Origin of the sequence: uncultured Lutibacter sp. (assembly GCF_937891065.1) — a bacterium.
Lineage (GTDB): Bacteria > Bacteroidota > Bacteroidia > Flavobacteriales > Flavobacteriaceae > Lutibacter.
Map to the genome: position 1 here is coordinate 1 of NZ_CALAEQ010000197.1, position 18,981 is coordinate 18,981.

Sequence of the window (18,981 nt, forward strand, 5' to 3'; positions counted from 1 at the left end):
GAAACACCCCAATAAACCCTAACCAATCTGTAGTACTCATAATTTTAAGTTTTATGTATCAATTCAAAAATTATTTAAAACTTCATATCCATTTTAATATTTAAAACACGTTGTGTCATAAAATTTGGGATGCCATAAAATTGCTTTGAATACACATCACGTACCCAAGTATTTGTAATCGCGTTTTGTATATCGAACATATTAAAGATTTCAAAACCAACTGAAAATTCTTTAAAGTTACTTTTCCAACCGCTATTAAATTGATTTTTAGCATCCGTAAAAACATATGAAATACCAATATCGGCTCTTTTGTACGCATTTAATCTATTTTGATATTGATAAGGGTCGGTATATGACGGTGAACCTCCAGGGACACCCGTATTAAATACTAAATTTAAATACATTTTAATATTTGGAATGTTTGGAACATAATCTTGAAATAACATCCCAAATTTAAACAGTTGATCGGTTGGACGAGAGATATAACCTCTGTCATCACTATTTTCTGCTGTTTTTAAAAAACCAACACTTATCCAACTTTCTGTACCTGGTACAAATTCTCCATTCAACCTTAAATCTAAACCAGTAGCATAAGCTTTTGCATTGTTATTGGCATTGTATCTAATTTTAACATTATCAACAGTATACGTATTTACATTGGTTAAATTTTTATAATAAATTTCAGAAATTAATTTAAAAGGTCTATCCCATAATTTAAAACTATAGTCATTTCCTAAAACTACATGGATAGATTCTTGAGCATCAACAGTTGGGACAACAGTTCCTGCTGTATTTCTAAGTTCTTTGTAAAAAGGAGGTTGATTGTACATTCCACCTGAAATTCTAAATAGCATATCCTTATCCCAATCAGGTTTTATGGAAAACTGACCTCTAATACTATAAATAATTTGATTTGTAGTTGCTATTTCTTCCCCATATACATTCCAATTATGTGAGCGCACACCTAAATTATACCAAACTTTATGATCATTCCATGTTGCATTTTTACTGTATTGAGCAAACCAAATTAAGCGATCAATTGTAGTGTTATTTTTAGCTTTTATACTTTGAAAAGGAGTTATTTCACCAACAAATGGTTCGTAGGGTTGATTGTTAGAAATATGATGTGGAGGACGAATACTAAAACCAACGGAATCTATAACTTCCCATTCATTAATGCGGTCTTTGATGTCTTCTTTTTGGTATTTAACACCAAAATCTAATTGATACTTGTCCTTTTTATAGATCCCTTTTAAGTCAATATTGCTAATTAAGGCATCAATATCGTTTCTTGCATGACTTAATTGCGAACCAATTCCTTCAGAAAATTCAACATTCCCAAAATCGCTTGATCCAAAATCATTATTTACTTCCCCTAAATTATAACTGGCTAAAATATCGTAATATTCTTCTTCAATAGTGTGATATGCAGATGTTGTTAAGTTTAAATTTAAATTATCATTTACAATATAGCTACCTTTTAAAGCTCCAAAAACCGTTTCAAATTTATCCTTTTCTTGTCCATCATAATATACAATCAGCTCTAACGGATTTGAAATCGTTCCAAATTTTGTTCTTCTAGTTATTGGAGTATAATTGTAATTATTGATTGAAAAATTACCTAAAAAGTCGATATTTAATTTAGAGTTTACTTCATATGATACAAATGTTTGCACATCAGTAAAATTTGGATTTGCAGTAGTTTCAACATCTTTACTATTAATAAATAAACTGTTATCTCTATAACGAACACCTAAAATGGCACTTAGTTTATTGTGAAGCATTGTACCTTCAACAGTAACACTTCCACCTAATAAATTGGCATTAATTGTAGTTGCTAATTCTGTTGGTTTTCTGTAGGTTATATCTAAAACAGAAGAAAGTTTATCTCCATATTTAGCTTGAAAACCACCTGCTGAAAATTTAATATTTTGTACCATCGCAGAATTCACAAAGCTTAGGCCTTCTTGTTGTCCTGAGCGAACTAAAAAAGGACGATATACTTCAATTCCGTTTACGTATACCAAATTTTCATCAAAGTTACCACCACGTACATTGTATTGTGTACTTAATTCGTTAGTGTTGTTAACGCCGGGTAAAGTCATTAATACATTTTCAACGCCATTATTGGCGCCTGGTATTTTTACAACATCAGCCACATTTATTTGAATAAAACCTTGTGCTTCTTTTTTAGAATCTTTTACAATAACTTCATCAATTTCTTCAGTTTTAAATTCTAAAATAGGGTAAAATCTAAACGTTTTATTTTTTGGAATTTTTACAGTTTTTGTAAATGAAATATAAGAAATATGTCTAAAAGTAATATTAATTTCAATAGATCCAGGCACTGTTAACTCATATTCTCCCTTGTTATTGGTGGTGGTTCCATAATTTAAATAAGAAATTGCCACTCCTTCAATAGGTTCTTTATTGGTGTTTTTTACAATTCCTTTGATGATAGAATTTTGTGCAATAGCTATATTTGAAATCAATAGAATTAAAGTGAGGAATACTATTCTTAACATATGTTACTTATTTTTTTCTAAAGAAATTGGCGTTTATGGTGCTTGAGTTTCCAACATTATCTGTTACCGTTACTTTAATGTTGTGTTTGGCAGTTGTAAACACTTTATCATTAAAATCGTAGGTTAAAGTTCCATTTTTAACATTGTATTCTAATAAAACCCATTCACCATCAATTTCTCCTCTATAGGTATTTATACCAGAATCATTATCAGAAATTTTAAATTTCAATGTTTGAGAATGAGATAACCATTGTTCATTTTTAAAATTATTCAAGGTGATTTCAGGATTAGTTGTATCACTTTTTAATGTGAAATTTCCTAATTTTTTGGTTGAGGTATAAAATGTTGAATCTTTTTTTACGGTAGTTTCGAAACTTGTTTCCCCTTTTTTATTAATTGATGCAATATATAACTGCTCTTTTTCTTTAGAAGTATAGTTAGAAACATTAAAAGTTAAAGTATATCTTTTATTAAGTGGAACAATAGGCTTGTGTACCTTTACAATAGAATCTTTTACATCAAAATCTAAATAGAAGTCTTCATAAAAAGTGTTTTTAGGAAAAGCGATGGTAATTCCATCTTTATTAAATTTATGAAAAGCAGTTCTATCAATTTTATAAGGTGTACTTATTGTTTTTTTCTTAACTAATACAGCATCTTTTTTTCCTTCAATTGGAATTGTTATTTTTTGTGTATTTCCTTTAAAATCTTCAGCAATTATTTCTACGTTATAATTGAATCCATCTTCAACGGTTAAATATCCTTTACTAATTGATTTAGAATATAAGCTTAGTTTGTTCTCAGGTTCAATAAAACATTTTTGTACTCGTTGATTGAGGTTTTCTAAACGTTCATAATCAATTAATAAATTAATGTATTTACTTTCTGAAAAGGAAAAGGAAGAAGCTTCAAACTCGTGGACTTTTTCACCATTTACAAACATACTTAAATTGTAAAGTCCGTTTTTATTATAAGCACCATCTAGTTGATCATAGGCATTTATTCCAAAACCAATTTTCCCAAAAGCTTTAACCTTAGTTGCTAATAATTCTCCATTTTTTAAATTAATAAGAGAAAGTTGCGTAGGAATTGCAATCCCATTTATAGAAGAGTTATCATCGAAAGAATACCCTATTAAAGTATTTATTCTTGGCTTTTTGGAATCATCAACTTCAATGCCAAATAGCATTGGGTTAATTGTTTTTTCAGTTTTAGTAGCTCTAATTTCAAAATGTAAATGAGGTCCTACAAACCCTCCAGTACTTCCGCTAAAGGCAATAAGTTCTTTTTTTGAAATTGGTAGTTCTTTTGAAGAAGGAAACACATGAATTTCAAAGCTTTCTTTTTTGTATTGTTCCTTTTTAATATAATCTTCTATGCGTTTATTAAATTTTTGTAAATGAGCATACACAGTTGTATAACCGTTAGGATGTGTTATATAAACAGCTTTTCCATAACCCCAATGAGAAATTTTAATTCTGGAAACATAACCTTCTGCAGCAGCATATACATTTAAACCTTCTTTTTGCTGCGTTTTAAGGTCTAAACCTGCATGAAAATGATTGGTTCTAAGCTCTCCAAAAGTACCAGATAAAACCAACGGAATATCTAATGGACTTTGAAAGTAATTGGTTGGATATTCACTATTTACAGATAAATCTCCTTGCCCAAAAGCAATAAAATTACAAAGTATGAATAGTATGTTGAGTAACTTTTTCAAAAATTTTGATTTTAAGCTAAAATACTAAATATTATGAACTATAAAACTTATATGAGTGCACATTTAGTATTAAAAATCATAAGTTTTTTATAAAATGAAAAAAAATAGTTGTAATATTCTTTCAAAACACTAACTTTGTAACATGTAGTTTACATTCTTTAAAGTATTTATGAGTAATATTACAGAAGTAGTTAATTTAGTTGAAAATAAGCTTAAAATACTTTTAGAAAATTATATTTTTTTGAAAGAAGAAAATGAGTTATTGTACAACAAAATAACAGTTTTAGAAAATCAAATAGTTAAAGAAAAGCAATTGTATGATGAGATTGAAAATAAACATCAAACATTAAAAATTGCTAAAACTATAGAGGGCAGTAAAGAAGATAGAAGAGAAACAAAACTTAAAATAAACGCTTTAATTCGTGAAGTTGACATTTGTATCAATCAACTAAGCGAGTAAGATCTTTAAAATGATGGAATCTTTAAAAATAAAAGTAACTATTGCAGGAAGAGTATACCCAATGAAAGTGAAAAATGAGAATGAAGAAGAAGGGATGCGAAAAGCAGCCAATAAAATAAACGATTTAGTTACCAAGTTTGAAAAGAATTATGCCGTTAGTGATAAACAAGATGTATTAGCAATGTGCGCTTTACAATTTGCATCACTAATTGAAATTAATGCCATTAATAATGAAGAAGATTTGTTAAAAGCAACAGAAAAAATGAATAAACTAAGTGTTTTAATTGATGAACATTTAGAAAAATAAGTTCTTTAAAATAAAAAATAATAATAATACTGCCTACATTAGTTATTGTTTGTTAAACTCAACATTATACCTTTATAAAGGGTGAGTCTAAATATAAAAGCAAGCCGTCTTCGAACGGATCCTTGACCATTTAGTTAGCCTTAATCTTGTTTTAAAGGAGTTTTCAAAACCTTTCTGATGTAGGCTTTTTATATATAAATTAAATTATGATAGAATATATAATGCCAATTATAATTGGTATCGCAATAGGATTAGCAATAGGTTATATTATTGCTAAATTTTTAGAAAAAACAAAAGCAACTAAAATTTTAAGAAATACAAAGAGAGAAGTTACATCTATGCTTAAAGAAGCTAGAATTGAAGCTGACATACTTAAAAAAGATAAAATTTTACAAGCAAAAGAAAAATTTATCGAATTAAAATCGGAGCACGAAAAAGTAATTATTGCTCGTGATCAGAAAATGGCGGAGACAGAAAAACGTGTTCGTGATAAAGAATCACAAATCTCTCAAGAGTTAGATAAAAACAAAAAAATAAACCTTGAGATTATTTCTAAAATAGAAGATTACGATAAAAAAATTGAATACTTAGAGCGTAAAAATGACGAAGTAGACAAAATGCATAGAAAGCAAGTTGAGAACTTGGAGGTTATTTCTGGGCTTTCGGCTGAAGATGCAAAGAAAGAGTTAGTTACGTCTTTAAAAGATGAAGCTAAATCTGATGCGATGGCATTTATTCAAGATTCGATTGAAGAAGCCAAATTAACAGCGCAACAAGAAGCTCGTAAAGTAATTTTAAACACTATTCAACGAGTTGGTGTTGAACAAACAGTTGAAAACTGTGTTTCTGTATTCAACATTGAATCAGATGATGTAAAAGGGAGAATAATAGGTAGAGAAGGACGTAATATTCGCGCTTTGGAAGCAGAAACAGGTGTTGAAATTATAGTTGATGATACTCCTGAAGCAATTATATTATCTTGTTTTGATCCTATTAGAAGAGAAATTGCGCGTTTATCATTACATAAATTAGTAACTGATGGGCGTATACATCCGGCTCGTATTGAAGAAATTGTAAAAAAGACAGAGAAACAATTACAACAAGAAATTATTGAAATAGGGAAACGTACCGTAATAGAATTAGGTATTCATGGTTTACACCCTGAATTAATAAAAACTATTGGTAGAATGAAATATCGTTCTTCTTATGGTCAAAACTTATTACAACACTCACGTGAAGTTGCAAACCTTTGTGGTATTATGGCTGCAGAACTAGGTTTAAATGCTAAGTTGGCTAAAAGAGCTGGTTTATTACACGATATTGGAAAAGTTCCTGAAACTGAAAGCGACTTACCACACGCATTGTTAGGTATGGAATGGGCACAAAAATATAATGAAAGTGCAGAAATTTGTAATGCCATTGGTGCTCACCATGATGAAATTGAAATGACGACTTTAATTGCACCAATTGTGCAAGTATGTGATGCTATTTCTGGTGCAAGACCAGGAGCACGTAGACAAGTATTAGATTCATATATTCAACGTTTAAAAGATTTGGAAGATGTTGCATTTGGGTTTACAGGTGTTCAAAAAGCTTATGCAATACAAGCAGGTAGAGAATTACGTGTGATTGTAGAAAGTGAAAAAGTAACCGATGCAAAAGCAAGTGAATTGTCTTTTAGTATTTCTCAAAAAATTCAAAATGATATGACTTACCCAGGTCAAGTTCGTGTTACGGTTATTAGAGAAACAAGAGCAGTAAATATTGCAAAATAAACATCATATTTTATAAAATTGTATGGTTTAAGTTAAATTCTTAAACCATATTTTTTTGTCAAATTTTTCCTATTGAATGATTTAAAACTGAGCCTATTCAATGATGTCAAACTGATTATTCTTTGTCAAACTGAGCTTGTCGAAGTTTAGTTTTTTTAATTCAGAAGTCTTCAACTCTGCGATAAAACTCTGGACAGGCTCAGCTCAGACTGACTATTAAGTAGTAAATATACTTCAAGTTAAAAAATCAGCTACTAGCACTCGCTTATTTCCTTGGGTGAAAAGTATTCACAACTTCTTTTAAAAAGCTTTTATCTAAATGCATATAAATTTCAGTAGTTGTGATGCTTTCGTGGCCTAACATTTGCTGAATTGCACGTAAATCTGCTCCACGTTCTAATAAATGTGTTGCAAAAGAATGTCTAAATGTATGCGGGCTTATTTTCTTTTTTAGACCTATTTTAATAGCTAAATTTTTAATAATAGTAAAAATCATCACACGACTTAAATTTTTTCCTCGCCTATTGAGAAACACAGTGTCTTCAAACCCTTTTTGAATAGCAATATGAGACCTAATTGCAGAAACATATAACTCAATATATTTTTGAGTTTGTACATTAATTGGTATAAAACGTTGTTTATTTCCTTTACCAATAACTCTAATAAATCCTTCATCAAAAAACAAATCAGAGAGTTGTAAACTGGTTAATTCGGAAACTCGTAAACCACAGCTATATAATGTTTCTAAAATAGTTCTATTGCGTTCACCTTGAGGCTCACTTAAATCAATAGCGGAAATTAGTAAATCTATTTCTTCTAAAGATAAAGTATCTGGTAATTTTCTTCCAATTTTTGGTGCTTCAATTAAATCGGTTGGATTTTCTTTTCTATAATTTTCAAAAATTAAATAATCAAAAAAATTACGAATGCCTGAAATTAATCGTGCCTGTGAGCGCGGATTGAGTTGTTTGGAAATAGAATAAATAAATTGTTGTACAGTTTCTTCAGTAATTGCAATTGGGGAAACTGTAATTTCGTTTTCTTCTAAGTATGAAATCAATTTTTTTACATCACGCGAATAACTCTCTATTGAGTTTTTTGCCAATCCCTTTTCTATTTTTAAATAGAATTGATAGTCTTGTAGCGAATTATTCCATTTCATATGTTTAAATTTTATTTTTTAGTGGTAACATATGCTGTTCTCTATTAATCATTTTTTAGTCTGTCAAAATTAGTTATGCTCGTTTCATTTGATAAAAATAAGGTTTATATTTACACTTTAATAATTTAAAAAATGAAAATACTCATATTAAACGGACCAAATTTAAACTTACTTGGAAGACGTGAACCTTCAATTTATGGTAATTTAACTTTTGATGAATATTTTGAAACCTTAAAAAAGAAATACAATAACATAGCTTTACATTATTACCAAAGTAATGTTGAAGGAGAATTGATAAATAAATTACACGAAGTTGGTTTTAGTTTTGATGGCGTTATTTTAAATGCAGGTGCTTACACACATACTTCGGTAGCAATTGGAGATGCAATAAAAGGAATTGAAACACCTGTTATTGAGGTTCATATTTCAAATGTTCATGCACGTGAAGAATTTCGTCATGTTTCTTACATTGCACCCAATGCAAAAGGTGTAATTGCTGGTTTTGGTTTACAAAGCTATGAGTTGGCCTTAATGAGTTTTTTGTAGTTCTTATTTCATTTTAATGCTTTTTTTGTTATACGGATTAGTTTAGTAAACTGTAGATCTTTAAATGTTTTGTGTTACAAAAGTCACATTTATGAGTAAAAAAGATTAAATTACCTTTTCTATACAGTCTTTTTAATTTCACTCCATTGATATGAATGACTTTTTTAATTATGCCACACCTATTATTTATGCTTTTTTGATCATAATTTGGGCATATATCTTTGTATTTTATTCCAAGAAAATAAATTTTTTAGAGAAGAGTGATAAATTATTAAAATTGCTCTTAATAATTTTAGCAATAGATGCATTTCGGTCGTTTTTTGAAAGTGTTTATTTTGGTGTTTGGTATACTTCTTATGCAGGAATTATTCCTATAGAAGTTTTTAACTTTTTGGCACAATCCGAAATAGTTTTTTTTCCAAAATTATTTAATTTATTAGTTGCAATTTTAATACTGATATTAATTGTAAGAAAATGGCTTCCTGCAGATCAGGCACAAAAAAAGAAAACGGATGATTTATTAGAAAAACAATCCTTTGAAATTAAAAGGTTGTTAGCCGCTGTAGAACAAAGCGCCAATACTATTGTAATTACTGATATTAATGGACTTATAGAATATACAAACCCTAAATTTACAGAAGTTACTGGCTATAGCGCCGCAGAAGTTTTAGGTAAAAATCCTCGTATTTTAAATTCGGGAAATCAATCAAAAGCATTTTATTCAATTTTGTGGAAAACCATTTCAACAGGGAATGTTTGGAAAGGTGAATTTCAAAATAAACATAAAAATGGCATATTATTTTGGGAACAAGTAACCATATCGCCTATTAAAAATGACGATGGCGAAATAATTAATTATTTAGCCATAAAGGAAAATGTTTCAGCATTAAAAGAAAGTGAAGTACGCTTAAAAACCCTTATCAATGCATCACCTGACGCTATATTTTTTAAAGATGGAGAAGGAAAATGGGAAGAGATAAATAAAGCAGGGTTAGCACTATTTAATTTAGCGAATACAGATTATAAAGGTAAAACCGATAAAGAATTAATTGCATCACAAGCTTTCCTTGAAGAAGTGTTATTAATATCTGAAAAATCAAATAATGAAGCTTGGGAGAAAAAACAAGCAATCGAACTTGAAGAAGTTTTCCAAACACCAGAAGGGAAAGACATTTTTTTAGATGTTATAAAAGTTCCATTATTTAATAGTGATACTTCAAGAAAAGGGTTATTAATTATAAAACGTGATATTACATCTAAGAAAGAAGATCAAATAAAATTGGAAGAGCAAAAAAGTTTATTTGAAACAATGTTTAATTCAATAGCCGATGGAATAGTAATAACAAATACTGAACGTGAAATTATTTTAGCGAATAAAGGAATGCAAACAACATTTGGTTACTTGCCAAATGAATTGATAGGTGAAAAAACAGCAATGTTTTATGCTAATGAAGAAAAATATAAAAGTGCAGGGAACGCTATTTTTTCAAATACGAGTAAACCTTCAGATAACCTCTATGTAACTTATTATAAAAATAAAGGAGGCGCTATATTCCCAGGAGAAACTTTTGGTACAAAATTGTTTAATTCTAAAGGTGCTTGGATAGGGAATTTAGGTATTATGAGGGATATTAGTGAAAGATTCAAATCACAAGAAGCATTGCAACAAGCAGCAGATATGATTGCAAGTTCTTTAGATATGATGGCGTTAATTGATGAAAATTTCACGTATATTTTGGTGAATAAAGCTTTTGCACAGGCTTTTGGGGCAGATCAAAAGCAAATTATTGGTAAAAATGTGATTGATGTTTTAGGAGAAGATACGTTTCTAAAAACTATTAAACCGAATGCTTTAAAATGTTTAAATAAAAATATAAGTATCAATTATCAAGAATGGTTTGATTTACCTGTTTATGGAAGGTGTTTTATGGATATAAATTACTATCCATTTTACAATGAAAATAAAAAAATTACTGGATTTATAGTAAATGGAAGAGATATTACAGTGCAAAAAAATAGTAAAATTGATTTAATTAAAGCGAAAGAAAAAGCAGAAGAAAGCGACCAGTTAAAATCAGAGTTTTTAAGTAACATGTCTCATGAAATTAGAACCCCTATGAATGGTATTTTAGGTTTTTCCGATATGCTGAGCAATGAAGGATTAACTGATGAAAAACGAGCAAATTTCATAAAGATAATACAAAGTAGCAGCAAGCAGTTAATGCATATTATTGATGATATTTTAGAAATTTCAAGATTAGAAACAAAACAGGTTTCTTTAGATGAAAGTGAAGTTTGCTTGAATGATGTATTGTTAGAATTATTTTCAATTTTTGATTTAAAAGCCAAAGAAAATAAAACGCCATTATATCTTAATAAGGGGCTTTCTAATAAACAAAGTACCATTATTACGGATAAGACTAAACTAAGTAAAGTACTTAGTAATTTATTGGAAAATGCTTTAAAATTCACCAGTGAAGGTTATATAGAACTAGGTTATTCTTTAAATAATAACCAACTTGAAATTTATGTAAAAGATACAGGAATAGGTATTGATCCAAAAAAGCATAAATCCATTTTTGAACGTTTTTCTCAGGCAGAAAAAGATTTATCTAAAAAAACTGGTGGTTTAGGTCTTGGCTTGTCAATTGTGAAAGAAAATATTGAATTGCTAGGAGGTCAAATAAGCTTAGTTTCAGCTATAGGTGAAGGAGCTTCATTTACTCTTTTAATACCTTATAAACCGGTACATTTATTATTGGATGAGGAAGTAAAAGAAGACATTCCAACCATTTTAATAGCAGAAGACGAAGAAGTTAATTACATTCTTTTAGAAACATTAATTAAAGATGTTATTAAGTTTGAATGTAATTTAGTTCACGTTAAAAACGGGTTGGAAGCATTGCAAATTTGTAAAAAACCAAGTACTATAGATTTAGTGTTGATGGACTTAAAAATGCCTGTAATGAATGGCTTTGAAGCAACAAAGGAACTAAAAAAAATGCACCCTTTAATGCCTATAATTGCACAAACGGCTTATTCAACAAGTTTAGAGAAGGAGGCAGCTAATTTAGCAGGATGTGACGATTTTTTAACAAAGCCTATAAGTAAAAGAACATTGAAAACTGTGTTAGTTACTTATTTAAATAAAAAATAAAAAAACTTAATTTAAACGTTTTTTAAAACTTCTCAAAAACACCAAGTCCAAAAAGTGCAAAGTCATATTTAACCGGATCATTTTTGTCCATTTTTCGTAAGCTATTGTCTAATTCAGCTAACGCTTTTGCATCATTTTGTTTTCGGGTTAATAACCCAAGTTTTCTTGCTACGTTTCCAGAATGTACATCTAATGGACACGAAAGTTGAGTAGGTGAGATGCTGTTCCAAATCCCAAAATCTACCCCAGTTTTATCATTCCGTACCATCCAACGTAAAAACATGTTTAACCGTTTTGCGGCCGAACCTTTTAACGGATCAGAAATATGTTTTTGTGTTCTTTGTAAATGTGGAATTCCGAAAAAAATATTTTTAAACTTATGAATTGCAGGTTGTGTTGAATTTGAAGTTGCGTTCTCTGAAAATACAGTTTCTAAACCTTGGTGATTTTTGTAAATGTGCTGTAAGGCGGTTATAAAGTGTTTAAAATCAATAGTATTAAAAGTTCTATGAACAAAATGTTCAATGGTATCTAAATGATGTGGTTTGTGATTAATTACAAAATCGTATGGAGAATTCCCTAAAAATTCCATCATTTTTTTAGCATTTGTAATGATAGATTTTCTGTTTCCCCACGCAATAGTTGCAGTTAAAAAAGCAGCAATTTCAATATCTTCTTTTAGTGAAAACTGATGAGGTATTTGAATAGGATCACTTTCAATAAATGTAGGGTTGTTATATTGAATTACTTTTTCGTTTAAAAATTGGGTAAGTTCGGTTTTATTCAAGGTTAATTAAAATTTTAAAATAACTATAAAGTTAGTATTTAAATTTTTAAGAATTATTAAAATACATTATTCAGTAGGTTATAAGTAGTGTATTTAAAGCAATATATTGGATTTAAAAAGTATGCGCATACTTTTTAGTTGAATATAACATACTGAAAATGTATAAGTTATAAAAAGTAAATTATGAAAAATGATTTTTTAATTCATTTAAAACAGCATGATATATAGGATTGCAAAAATCAGCAACACCACTTTCTTTTTCAGATTTCCAAGAGGAAGTCCATAAAACAAAAGAAGTATTATTGGTGCTTATTGGAAAAACACAGACTTCACCTATATAACCACTCACATTATCTTTTGAAACTACTGCAGGTCCATCATCTATACTATAAGTGAATTTCATAGACTTATTGTCCATTGATTGTAATGTTTCGTGAAAAGCATCATTTAAAATCCTTTTAGCTCCAATTTCATCGGAATTTTTAGAGCCTACAATTTCTAATTTGGAAATAACATTTTTTGCCCATGTTAAGTTGTGAAAGTTTTTTAAAACAGCCCACACCTTATCAGGGGATTCTTCGATAACTATTGAGTTATAGCATCCCATAATTTTTGTATTTATTAGTTAATAGTGTTTAAATATAGGCATAATTACTTAGAAGTAAGTCTTTTAAGATTGTTAAGATTTTAAACATCCTAATTATTGAATACGATAATTTATTAGTAATTGTATTATTTTTTATTCAAATTTACTATTTTAAAACCAAGCCAAGCCATTGGTATATAGGCTAATAATAAGTCAACTGCAATAAACCAAGTCGGAGCAGGTAACATAAATGTATTGATAATACCTCCAATTAAAAAGAAGATTCCAATTAATAATGCCAATTTCATTTTATATGTTGAAGCCACTATAGTAGTTATTATAGCCCCCATAAAAGTTCCAATAGCATGCGCTAAAAATGGAAAAATAAAGTGTTTAGGCTGAAAGAGATGAATAGATTCTTTTAAACCTTCCATTGTGGTAACATCAGCTCCATCAGGTGGATGTATAATATTGCCACTTATCATAATAATCCCCATATTTACAATACTTCCTATAACTAAACCTAAAATTACTGCTAAAATGTTTTTGGCTATTGTTTTCATATTTATTGTTTTTTATAGTCGTAACCTATTCGCTATTAATTATTTACTTGGATGATAAAAAGTTTAACATCCGCGTTTCATATTTCAAAGAAACTTTAATTACCAGTTAAATTTAGATAATTTATTTTAAAAATTATAATTTTTTCTTAAGTGTAGCAATTACAATTCCAGAAAGTATCAATAGTAAACTATATAAATGATTCACTCCAATGGTTTCACCTAAAAAAAGATAAGCTAAAAAACCACTAAAAAGGGGTAAAGTGTAATATATCATTCCCGCATTTGTAGTTCCAATTTTTACAATTGCTTTGTTCCATAAAATGTAAGCTGTTAAAGAAGCGAAAATACCAACATATAAAATTGAAAATACAGTTTTTGACTCAAATGGAATAGGAGGTGTGTTTAAGGTTTCCCATATATAGAATGGGATCATAAAAATGAGTCCTAAAATAAAAGTACTTAATTGAAATCCGGAAATACTTAATTCAGTAGGTTTTTTTCGAAGTAATAAGCTATAAAGAGCAAATATAATGGCAGCTGCTAACATCCAAATATCGCCAATTGCAAAAGATAAATTTAATAGTTTTGATAATTGACCTTTTGTAATTAATAAGAGAACACCTACTAGAACAAGAAGAATTCCCATTAATTTATTGAATGTGATAGCTTCTTTATAAAAAATACGAGAAAGAATAACTATAAATACTGGAAATGTAATGGATATTAATGAAAGGTTTAAGGCTGTGGTTGAATGACCTGCAACATAAATGAACGTATTAAAAACTGTAACCCCTAAAAATGAAACTATTGCAAGGTAGCGGCTATTTTTTTTTAGAATTTTCCATTCTGTAATTAAATTTTTGATAGCAAATGGAAATAACACAATAACAGCCACTGTCCATCTCCAAAATGCCAAACTAATTGGAGGAATACTTTCGTTTAAATCTCGAGCAATAATAAAATTACCCGACCAAATTGCTGTTGCACCTAAAGCAAATAAATAACCTAAAATTAAGGGCTTATTATTTTTCAAATGAATGTTTCAATTTTTTTTATAATTGTTGAAGTATCAGTTTCAAAATTGAACCAGTGAATTGCTGTGTCTTTTTTATTCCAAGTAACTTGTCGTTTTGCAAATCTTCGAGTATTCTTTTTTATTTCTTCAATTGCAAATTCTAAGGTGCAATTTCCATCAAAATACTGAAATAATTCTCTGTAGCCAACCGTTTGTAAGGCATTTAAATTTTGATGCTCGTGTAATTTTTTAGCTTCTTCCAACAAACCTTCTTCTATCATAATATCAACTCGTTTATTAATACGATTGTAGATGAATTCTCTGTCAGCAGTTAAACCAATTTTAATAGGAGTGAAGTTTCGAATTGCTTTAGGTTTGTTTTTATATGCTGAATATGTTTTGCCAGCTCCTATACAAATTTCTAAGGCTCTAATTAAGCGATGTGGGTTTTCAATTTCAATTGAATTGTAGGATTCTAGGTCTAATTCTTTTAATTTATGTTGAAGAGCCTCAATATCCTCATTTTTTAGTTGTTGGTTTAAGTTTTCTCTAATAGCAGGTTTTACTTCAGGAAAGTAATCTAAACCATTAATTACGGCATTTGTATATAAACCGCTTCCGCCCACCATAACAACTACATTATTTTTAGCAAATAATTCATTTAATTTTTGAAGTGCATCTTTTTCAAATTGTCCAACGCTATAAGCATCAAAAATGCTTCGGTTTTGAATAAAATGGTGTGTTGCACTATTCAATTCTTCTAATGAAGGAACAGCAGTTCCAATGTTCATTTCTTTATAAAACTGGCGAGAATCACTTGAAATAATTTCTGTATTAAAGTGTTGAGCTAATTTTATGCTTAGTGCTGTTTTTCCAATAGCCGTTGCCCCAATAACTGTAATTAAATAATTATTCATGCTTTAATTTTTCACCACATTTATGACAAAACGCTGCATTATCCATATGTTTGTCAGATAAACAGTTTGAGCAAGATTGAGTATTGGTGTGAATTTTAGTATCTTGTTTTGTCATTTCAGAAGTTACAATTCCAGTAGGTACTGCAATGATTCCATACCCTAAAATCATAACCAAACTAGCTATAAACTGCCCAAAAGGGGTATGAGGAGCTAAATCTCCATAGCCCACAGTTGTTAGTGTAACAATTGCCCAATACATACTGTGAGGAATATTTGTAAAGCCATTTTCAGGACCCTCAATTAAATACATGACGGTTCCTAAAATAATAGTGATGACCATTACACTAAATAAAAACACGAAAATTTTAATCCTACTTGCTTTTAATGCAGAAATTAAACTTCCAGAAGCCCCTAAATACCGTGTTAATTTTAAAATTCTAAATACCCTAAGCAATCGTAAAGCACGGAGTGCAACTAATGCATGAGTTCCAATAAAAATAAGAGACAAGTATTTTGGGATGGTTGCTAAAAAATCAATAATTCCATAGAAACTAAAAATGTAGCTCGAAGGTTTTTTAATAGTAATAATCCGTGCAACATATTCTATACTAAATAAAATTGTTATCACCCATTCAGCAATATTTAAAAAATCATGGTATCCTTTATCAATACTTTCAACACTTTCAAGTGTAACTAAAAGAATACTAATTAAAATAACAAGTATTAAAATAATGTCAAACCATTTTCCTGCAGGCGTGTCGGCTTCATAAATAATATCATGAAGTTTAGATTTCCAATGCGTTTTTTTAACTTGTTGTTTCAAAATAGAATTGTTATTTTTGGAATTACTAAAATAAATCTTTTATTTGAATTAAAACCGAATTAGTTTTTCAACGGTATTTTTTTGTAAGTATTTTTTTATAATTTCTCGGTTATAAACTGAATTTTCCATTGGAGAAATTAAAGTTCTTAGTATTTCAATATTGCTTATTTGGTAACTTAAATCAGCATAACAAAAACCTTTAAATTCGTTATTTTCTATGAGAACAACCGATTTTTCACCCAAAGTTCTTCCTCTGTCAATAACCAATAGATTTTCATTACTAAATTGAATAGCAATGGCTTTAAGATTAAGTTTAAAGTTATATTGAGGTTTATTAATTCTAACTTCTTCAATATATTTAAGTTGTGCAATAAGGTCATTTCCAGTCTCTTCATATGAAACTGTAACTACACTATTTTGTAAAATCTTTGCCCGTTTTGTAGTCCTTAAAAATAATTGATTTACAGTCTTTTTAATATTTTTTCCTTTTCCAATATATAAAATAGTTCGGGTGTTATTATGAACATAAAACAACCCTGTTTTTGAAGGTAATTCGTCTAAAATAGATAATAATTTTGGTGCTAAAGTTTTTGTTTTATCAATTTTTATTGCTTGCTTCACAATTTCCTTGTCAACATCTTTGTTAAGCAATAATTTAAATAACTGTACGGTTGCTATGGCATCACCATCTGCTCTGTGACGGCTAGAAACAGGAATACCCAGCGACCTGCATAATCTTCCTAATTTATAAGATTCTAAATCTGGAATTAATTTTTTACTTAATTCAACGGTACATAGTGTTTTACGTTCGAAAGTAAACCCTAACCGTCTAAATTCTGTTGTTAAAATACGATTGTCAAAATTAGCATTATGTGCTACTAGAACACAATCTTCAGTAATTTCAACAATACGTTTTGCAACTTCAAAAAACTTAGGGGCATTTTTAAGCATTCCGCTATTAATACCTGTTAAATTTACTACAAAAGGTTGTATATCTCTTTCGGGATTTACCAAGCTAATAAATTGATCTACTATTTGATGACCATCAAATTTATAAATAGCTATTTCAGTAATACCTTCTTCATTAAACTGACCACCAGTTGTTTCTATGTCTAAAATTGCATACAAATTATATATAGTTTCTTTCTCCAAAAATTAAACTCCCAACTCTTATCATAGTGCTTCCTTCTTCGATGGCAATTTTATAATCGTTGCTCATTCCCATAGAAATAATTGAGGGATTAAAATTAAAAGTGTTATATGTTTTTTTAAATATACTATAATTATTTTGAAGAGTTTTAAATTCGTCTCTTATAATTGATTCGTCATCAGTAAAGGTTGCCATTCCCATGAAACCTTTAATATAAATATTTTTTAAAGCTAAAAATTCTTCAGAAACTATCATAGCTTCTATTTCTGATGTTGACAAACCAAATTTAGTATCTTCTTTCGCTATCTTTAGTTGAAGCAAACAATTAATAACTCGGTTATGTTTTAACGCTTGTTTATTTATTTCCTTTAAAGTTTTAAAACTATCAACACCGTGAATTAAATGCACAAAATGCGCCATATATTTCACTTTGTTACTTTGTAAATGACCAATCATGTGCCATTCAATATCTTTAGGGAGTGCCTCATATTTTTGAGCCATTTCCTGAATTTTATTTTCTCCAAATGCTCTTTGTCCAGCATTATATGCTTCTAAAATTGCAGCATCAGGTTTCGTTTTTGAAACTGCAATTAAAGAAACATTTTTTGGAATTGAGTTTAGAATTGAATGTAAATTATTAGCTATACTCACTAAACTTAATTTATTTTATTGATGACTAATCCTGAACGTAATTTTGGTTCAAACCAAGTTACTTTAGGAGGCATAATATTTCCAGTATCTGCAATATTCATTAATTGATTCATACTTACAGGAAACAAAGCAAAAGCAACTGCCATTTCTCCACCATCCACTCGTTTACTTAATTCTCCTAAGCCTCTAATACCTCCAACAAACTCAATACGAGTATCAGTTCTTAAATCTTTAATGTTTAAAATTGGTTCTAAAATGTATTTTGATAAAACACTTACATCTAAACTTCCAATAGGATCATTATCATTAAAAGTACCTTCTTTAGCAGTTAAACCGACCCATTTTCCATTTACATACATAGAGAAATCATGTAATTTTGATGGTTTTACAATGGCTTCACTAATTTCATTAACAATAAAATTTTCTCCAACTTTAGCTATAAATTCATCAGCAGTTAATCCGTTTAAATCTTTAACAACACGGTTATAATCTATAATTTGAAGTTGATTATCTGGAAAATGTACCGCCATAAAAAAGTTGTAATCTTCATTACCGGTATGATTTGGATTTTTCTTACTGAATTCTTCACTCATTCCAGCTGCAGCAGCTGTTCTATGATGACCATCAGCAACATACGTAAAAGGAACTTTATCTTTAAAAAGCTGTTCTATTTTTTTATTAATTGATGCATCTTCGATTACCCAAAAATGATGCCCAAAACCATCTTCAGCTGTAAAATCATATTCTGGCTCATTGTTAGATGTTATATCTGAAACAATTTTATCAATTTCAGGTACTGCTCTATACGTAAAGAATACAGGTTCAATGTTAGCTTCT

17 protein-coding genes and 1 other RNA gene are annotated in these 18,981 nt (G+C 29.1%); 6 read left to right on the top strand and 12 right to left on the bottom strand.

Features of this window, described 5'->3' with window-relative positions; genetic code table 11:
- Positions 1-74: 74 nt before the first annotated feature.
- The gene (locus Q0352_RS10895) at positions 75-2,525 is read right to left on the bottom strand and encodes a TonB-dependent receptor (RefSeq protein WP_299527410.1); all 2,451 of its coding nucleotides are present in this window, start codon (positions 2,523-2,525) and stop codon (positions 75-77) included.
- Between the two features lie 7 nt (positions 2,526-2,532).
- The gene (locus Q0352_RS10900) at positions 2,533-4,245 is read right to left on the bottom strand and encodes a M23 family metallopeptidase (protein ID WP_299527411.1); all 1,713 of its coding nucleotides are present in this window, start codon (positions 4,243-4,245) and stop codon (positions 2,533-2,535) included.
- 169 nt (positions 4,246-4,414) lie between these two features.
- On the opposite strand from Q0352_RS10900, the gene Q0352_RS10905 reads away from it, so the two are divergent.
- From Q0352_RS10905 to rny, 4 genes are all read left to right on the top strand, one after another.
- Positions 4,415-4,705: a hypothetical protein gene (locus Q0352_RS10905; RefSeq protein WP_299527412.1), complete on the top strand. Its 291-nt coding sequence runs from the start codon at positions 4,415-4,417 to the stop codon at positions 4,703-4,705.
- Between the two features lie 10 nt (positions 4,706-4,715).
- On the top strand, positions 4,716-5,012 hold the full coding sequence (locus tag Q0352_RS10910) for a cell division protein ZapA (protein WP_299527413.1): 297 nt from the start codon (positions 4,716-4,718) through the stop codon (positions 5,010-5,012).
- A gap of 56 nt (positions 5,013-5,068) precedes the next feature.
- Positions 5,069-5,175: non-coding RNA, 6S RNA (gene ssrS / locus Q0352_RS10915), on the top strand.
- Between the two features lie 43 nt (positions 5,176-5,218).
- A complete protein-coding gene (rny, locus tag Q0352_RS10920; protein ID WP_299527414.1) occupies positions 5,219-6,787 on the top strand; it encodes a ribonuclease Y in 1,569 nt (522 codons plus the stop codon).
- A 265-nt stretch (positions 6,788-7,052) separates the two neighbouring features.
- Here rny and xerD read toward each other — a convergent pair whose 3' ends face one another.
- Complete coding sequence (xerD, locus tag Q0352_RS10925; protein WP_299527415.1) at positions 7,053-7,949, bottom strand: site-specific tyrosine recombinase XerD; 897 nt, start codon at positions 7,947-7,949, stop codon at positions 7,053-7,055.
- Positions 7,950-8,081: 132 nt separating this feature from the next.
- Here xerD and aroQ point away from each other — a divergent pair, with 132 nt between their 5' ends.
- Both aroQ and Q0352_RS10935 read left to right on the top strand, forming a co-directional pair.
- Positions 8,082-8,495, top strand: coding sequence for a type II 3-dehydroquinate dehydratase (gene aroQ / locus Q0352_RS10930; RefSeq protein WP_299527416.1), 414 nt, complete (start codon positions 8,082-8,084; stop codon positions 8,493-8,495).
- Between the two features lie 277 nt (positions 8,496-8,772).
- A complete protein-coding gene (locus Q0352_RS10935; RefSeq protein WP_299527417.1) occupies positions 8,773-11,652 on the top strand; it encodes a PAS domain S-box protein in 2,880 nt (959 codons plus the stop codon).
- Between the two features lie 22 nt (positions 11,653-11,674).
- Here Q0352_RS10935 and Q0352_RS10940 read toward each other — a convergent pair whose 3' ends face one another.
- From Q0352_RS10940 to Q0352_RS10980, 9 genes are all read right to left on the bottom strand, one after another.
- Positions 11,675-12,439, bottom strand: coding sequence for a TIGR02757 family protein (locus tag Q0352_RS10940; RefSeq protein ID WP_299527418.1), 765 nt, complete (start codon positions 12,437-12,439; stop codon positions 11,675-11,677).
- Between the two features lie 181 nt (positions 12,440-12,620).
- Positions 12,621-13,046, bottom strand: a complete 426-nt coding sequence (locus tag Q0352_RS10945) for an SRPBCC family protein (protein ID WP_299527419.1) — start codon at positions 13,044-13,046, stop codon at positions 12,621-12,623.
- A 125-nt stretch (positions 13,047-13,171) separates the two neighbouring features.
- The gene (locus Q0352_RS10950) at positions 13,172-13,588 is read right to left on the bottom strand and encodes a hypothetical protein (RefSeq protein ID WP_299527420.1); all 417 of its coding nucleotides are present in this window, start codon (positions 13,586-13,588) and stop codon (positions 13,172-13,174) included.
- A gap of 133 nt (positions 13,589-13,721) precedes the next feature.
- A complete protein-coding gene (locus tag Q0352_RS10955; RefSeq protein ID WP_299527421.1) occupies positions 13,722-14,621 on the bottom strand; it encodes a DMT family transporter in 900 nt (299 codons plus the stop codon).
- Positions 14,618-15,520, bottom strand: coding sequence for a tRNA (adenosine(37)-N6)-dimethylallyltransferase MiaA (gene miaA / locus Q0352_RS10960; RefSeq protein WP_299527422.1), 903 nt, complete (start codon positions 15,518-15,520; stop codon positions 14,618-14,620). Before miaA ends, Q0352_RS10955 begins: the two co-directional genes overlap by 4 nt.
- On the bottom strand, positions 15,513-16,343 hold the full coding sequence (locus tag Q0352_RS10965) for an ion transporter (RefSeq protein ID WP_299527423.1): 831 nt from the start codon (positions 16,341-16,343) through the stop codon (positions 15,513-15,515). The genes miaA and Q0352_RS10965 overlap by 8 nt, the downstream gene beginning before the upstream one ends.
- A gap of 48 nt (positions 16,344-16,391) precedes the next feature.
- Positions 16,392-17,471, bottom strand: coding sequence for an exonuclease domain-containing protein (locus Q0352_RS10970; RefSeq protein WP_299527426.1), 1,080 nt, complete (start codon positions 17,469-17,471; stop codon positions 16,392-16,394).
- A 1-nt stretch (position 17,472) separates the two neighbouring features.
- A complete protein-coding gene (locus tag Q0352_RS10975; RefSeq protein WP_299527424.1) occupies positions 17,473-18,144 on the bottom strand; it encodes a YggS family pyridoxal phosphate-dependent enzyme in 672 nt (223 codons plus the stop codon).
- 5 nt (positions 18,145-18,149) lie between these two features.
- The coding region (locus Q0352_RS10980) for a DUF1015 family protein (RefSeq protein WP_299527425.1) at positions 18,150-18,981 on the bottom strand (832 nt) is incomplete at its 5' end.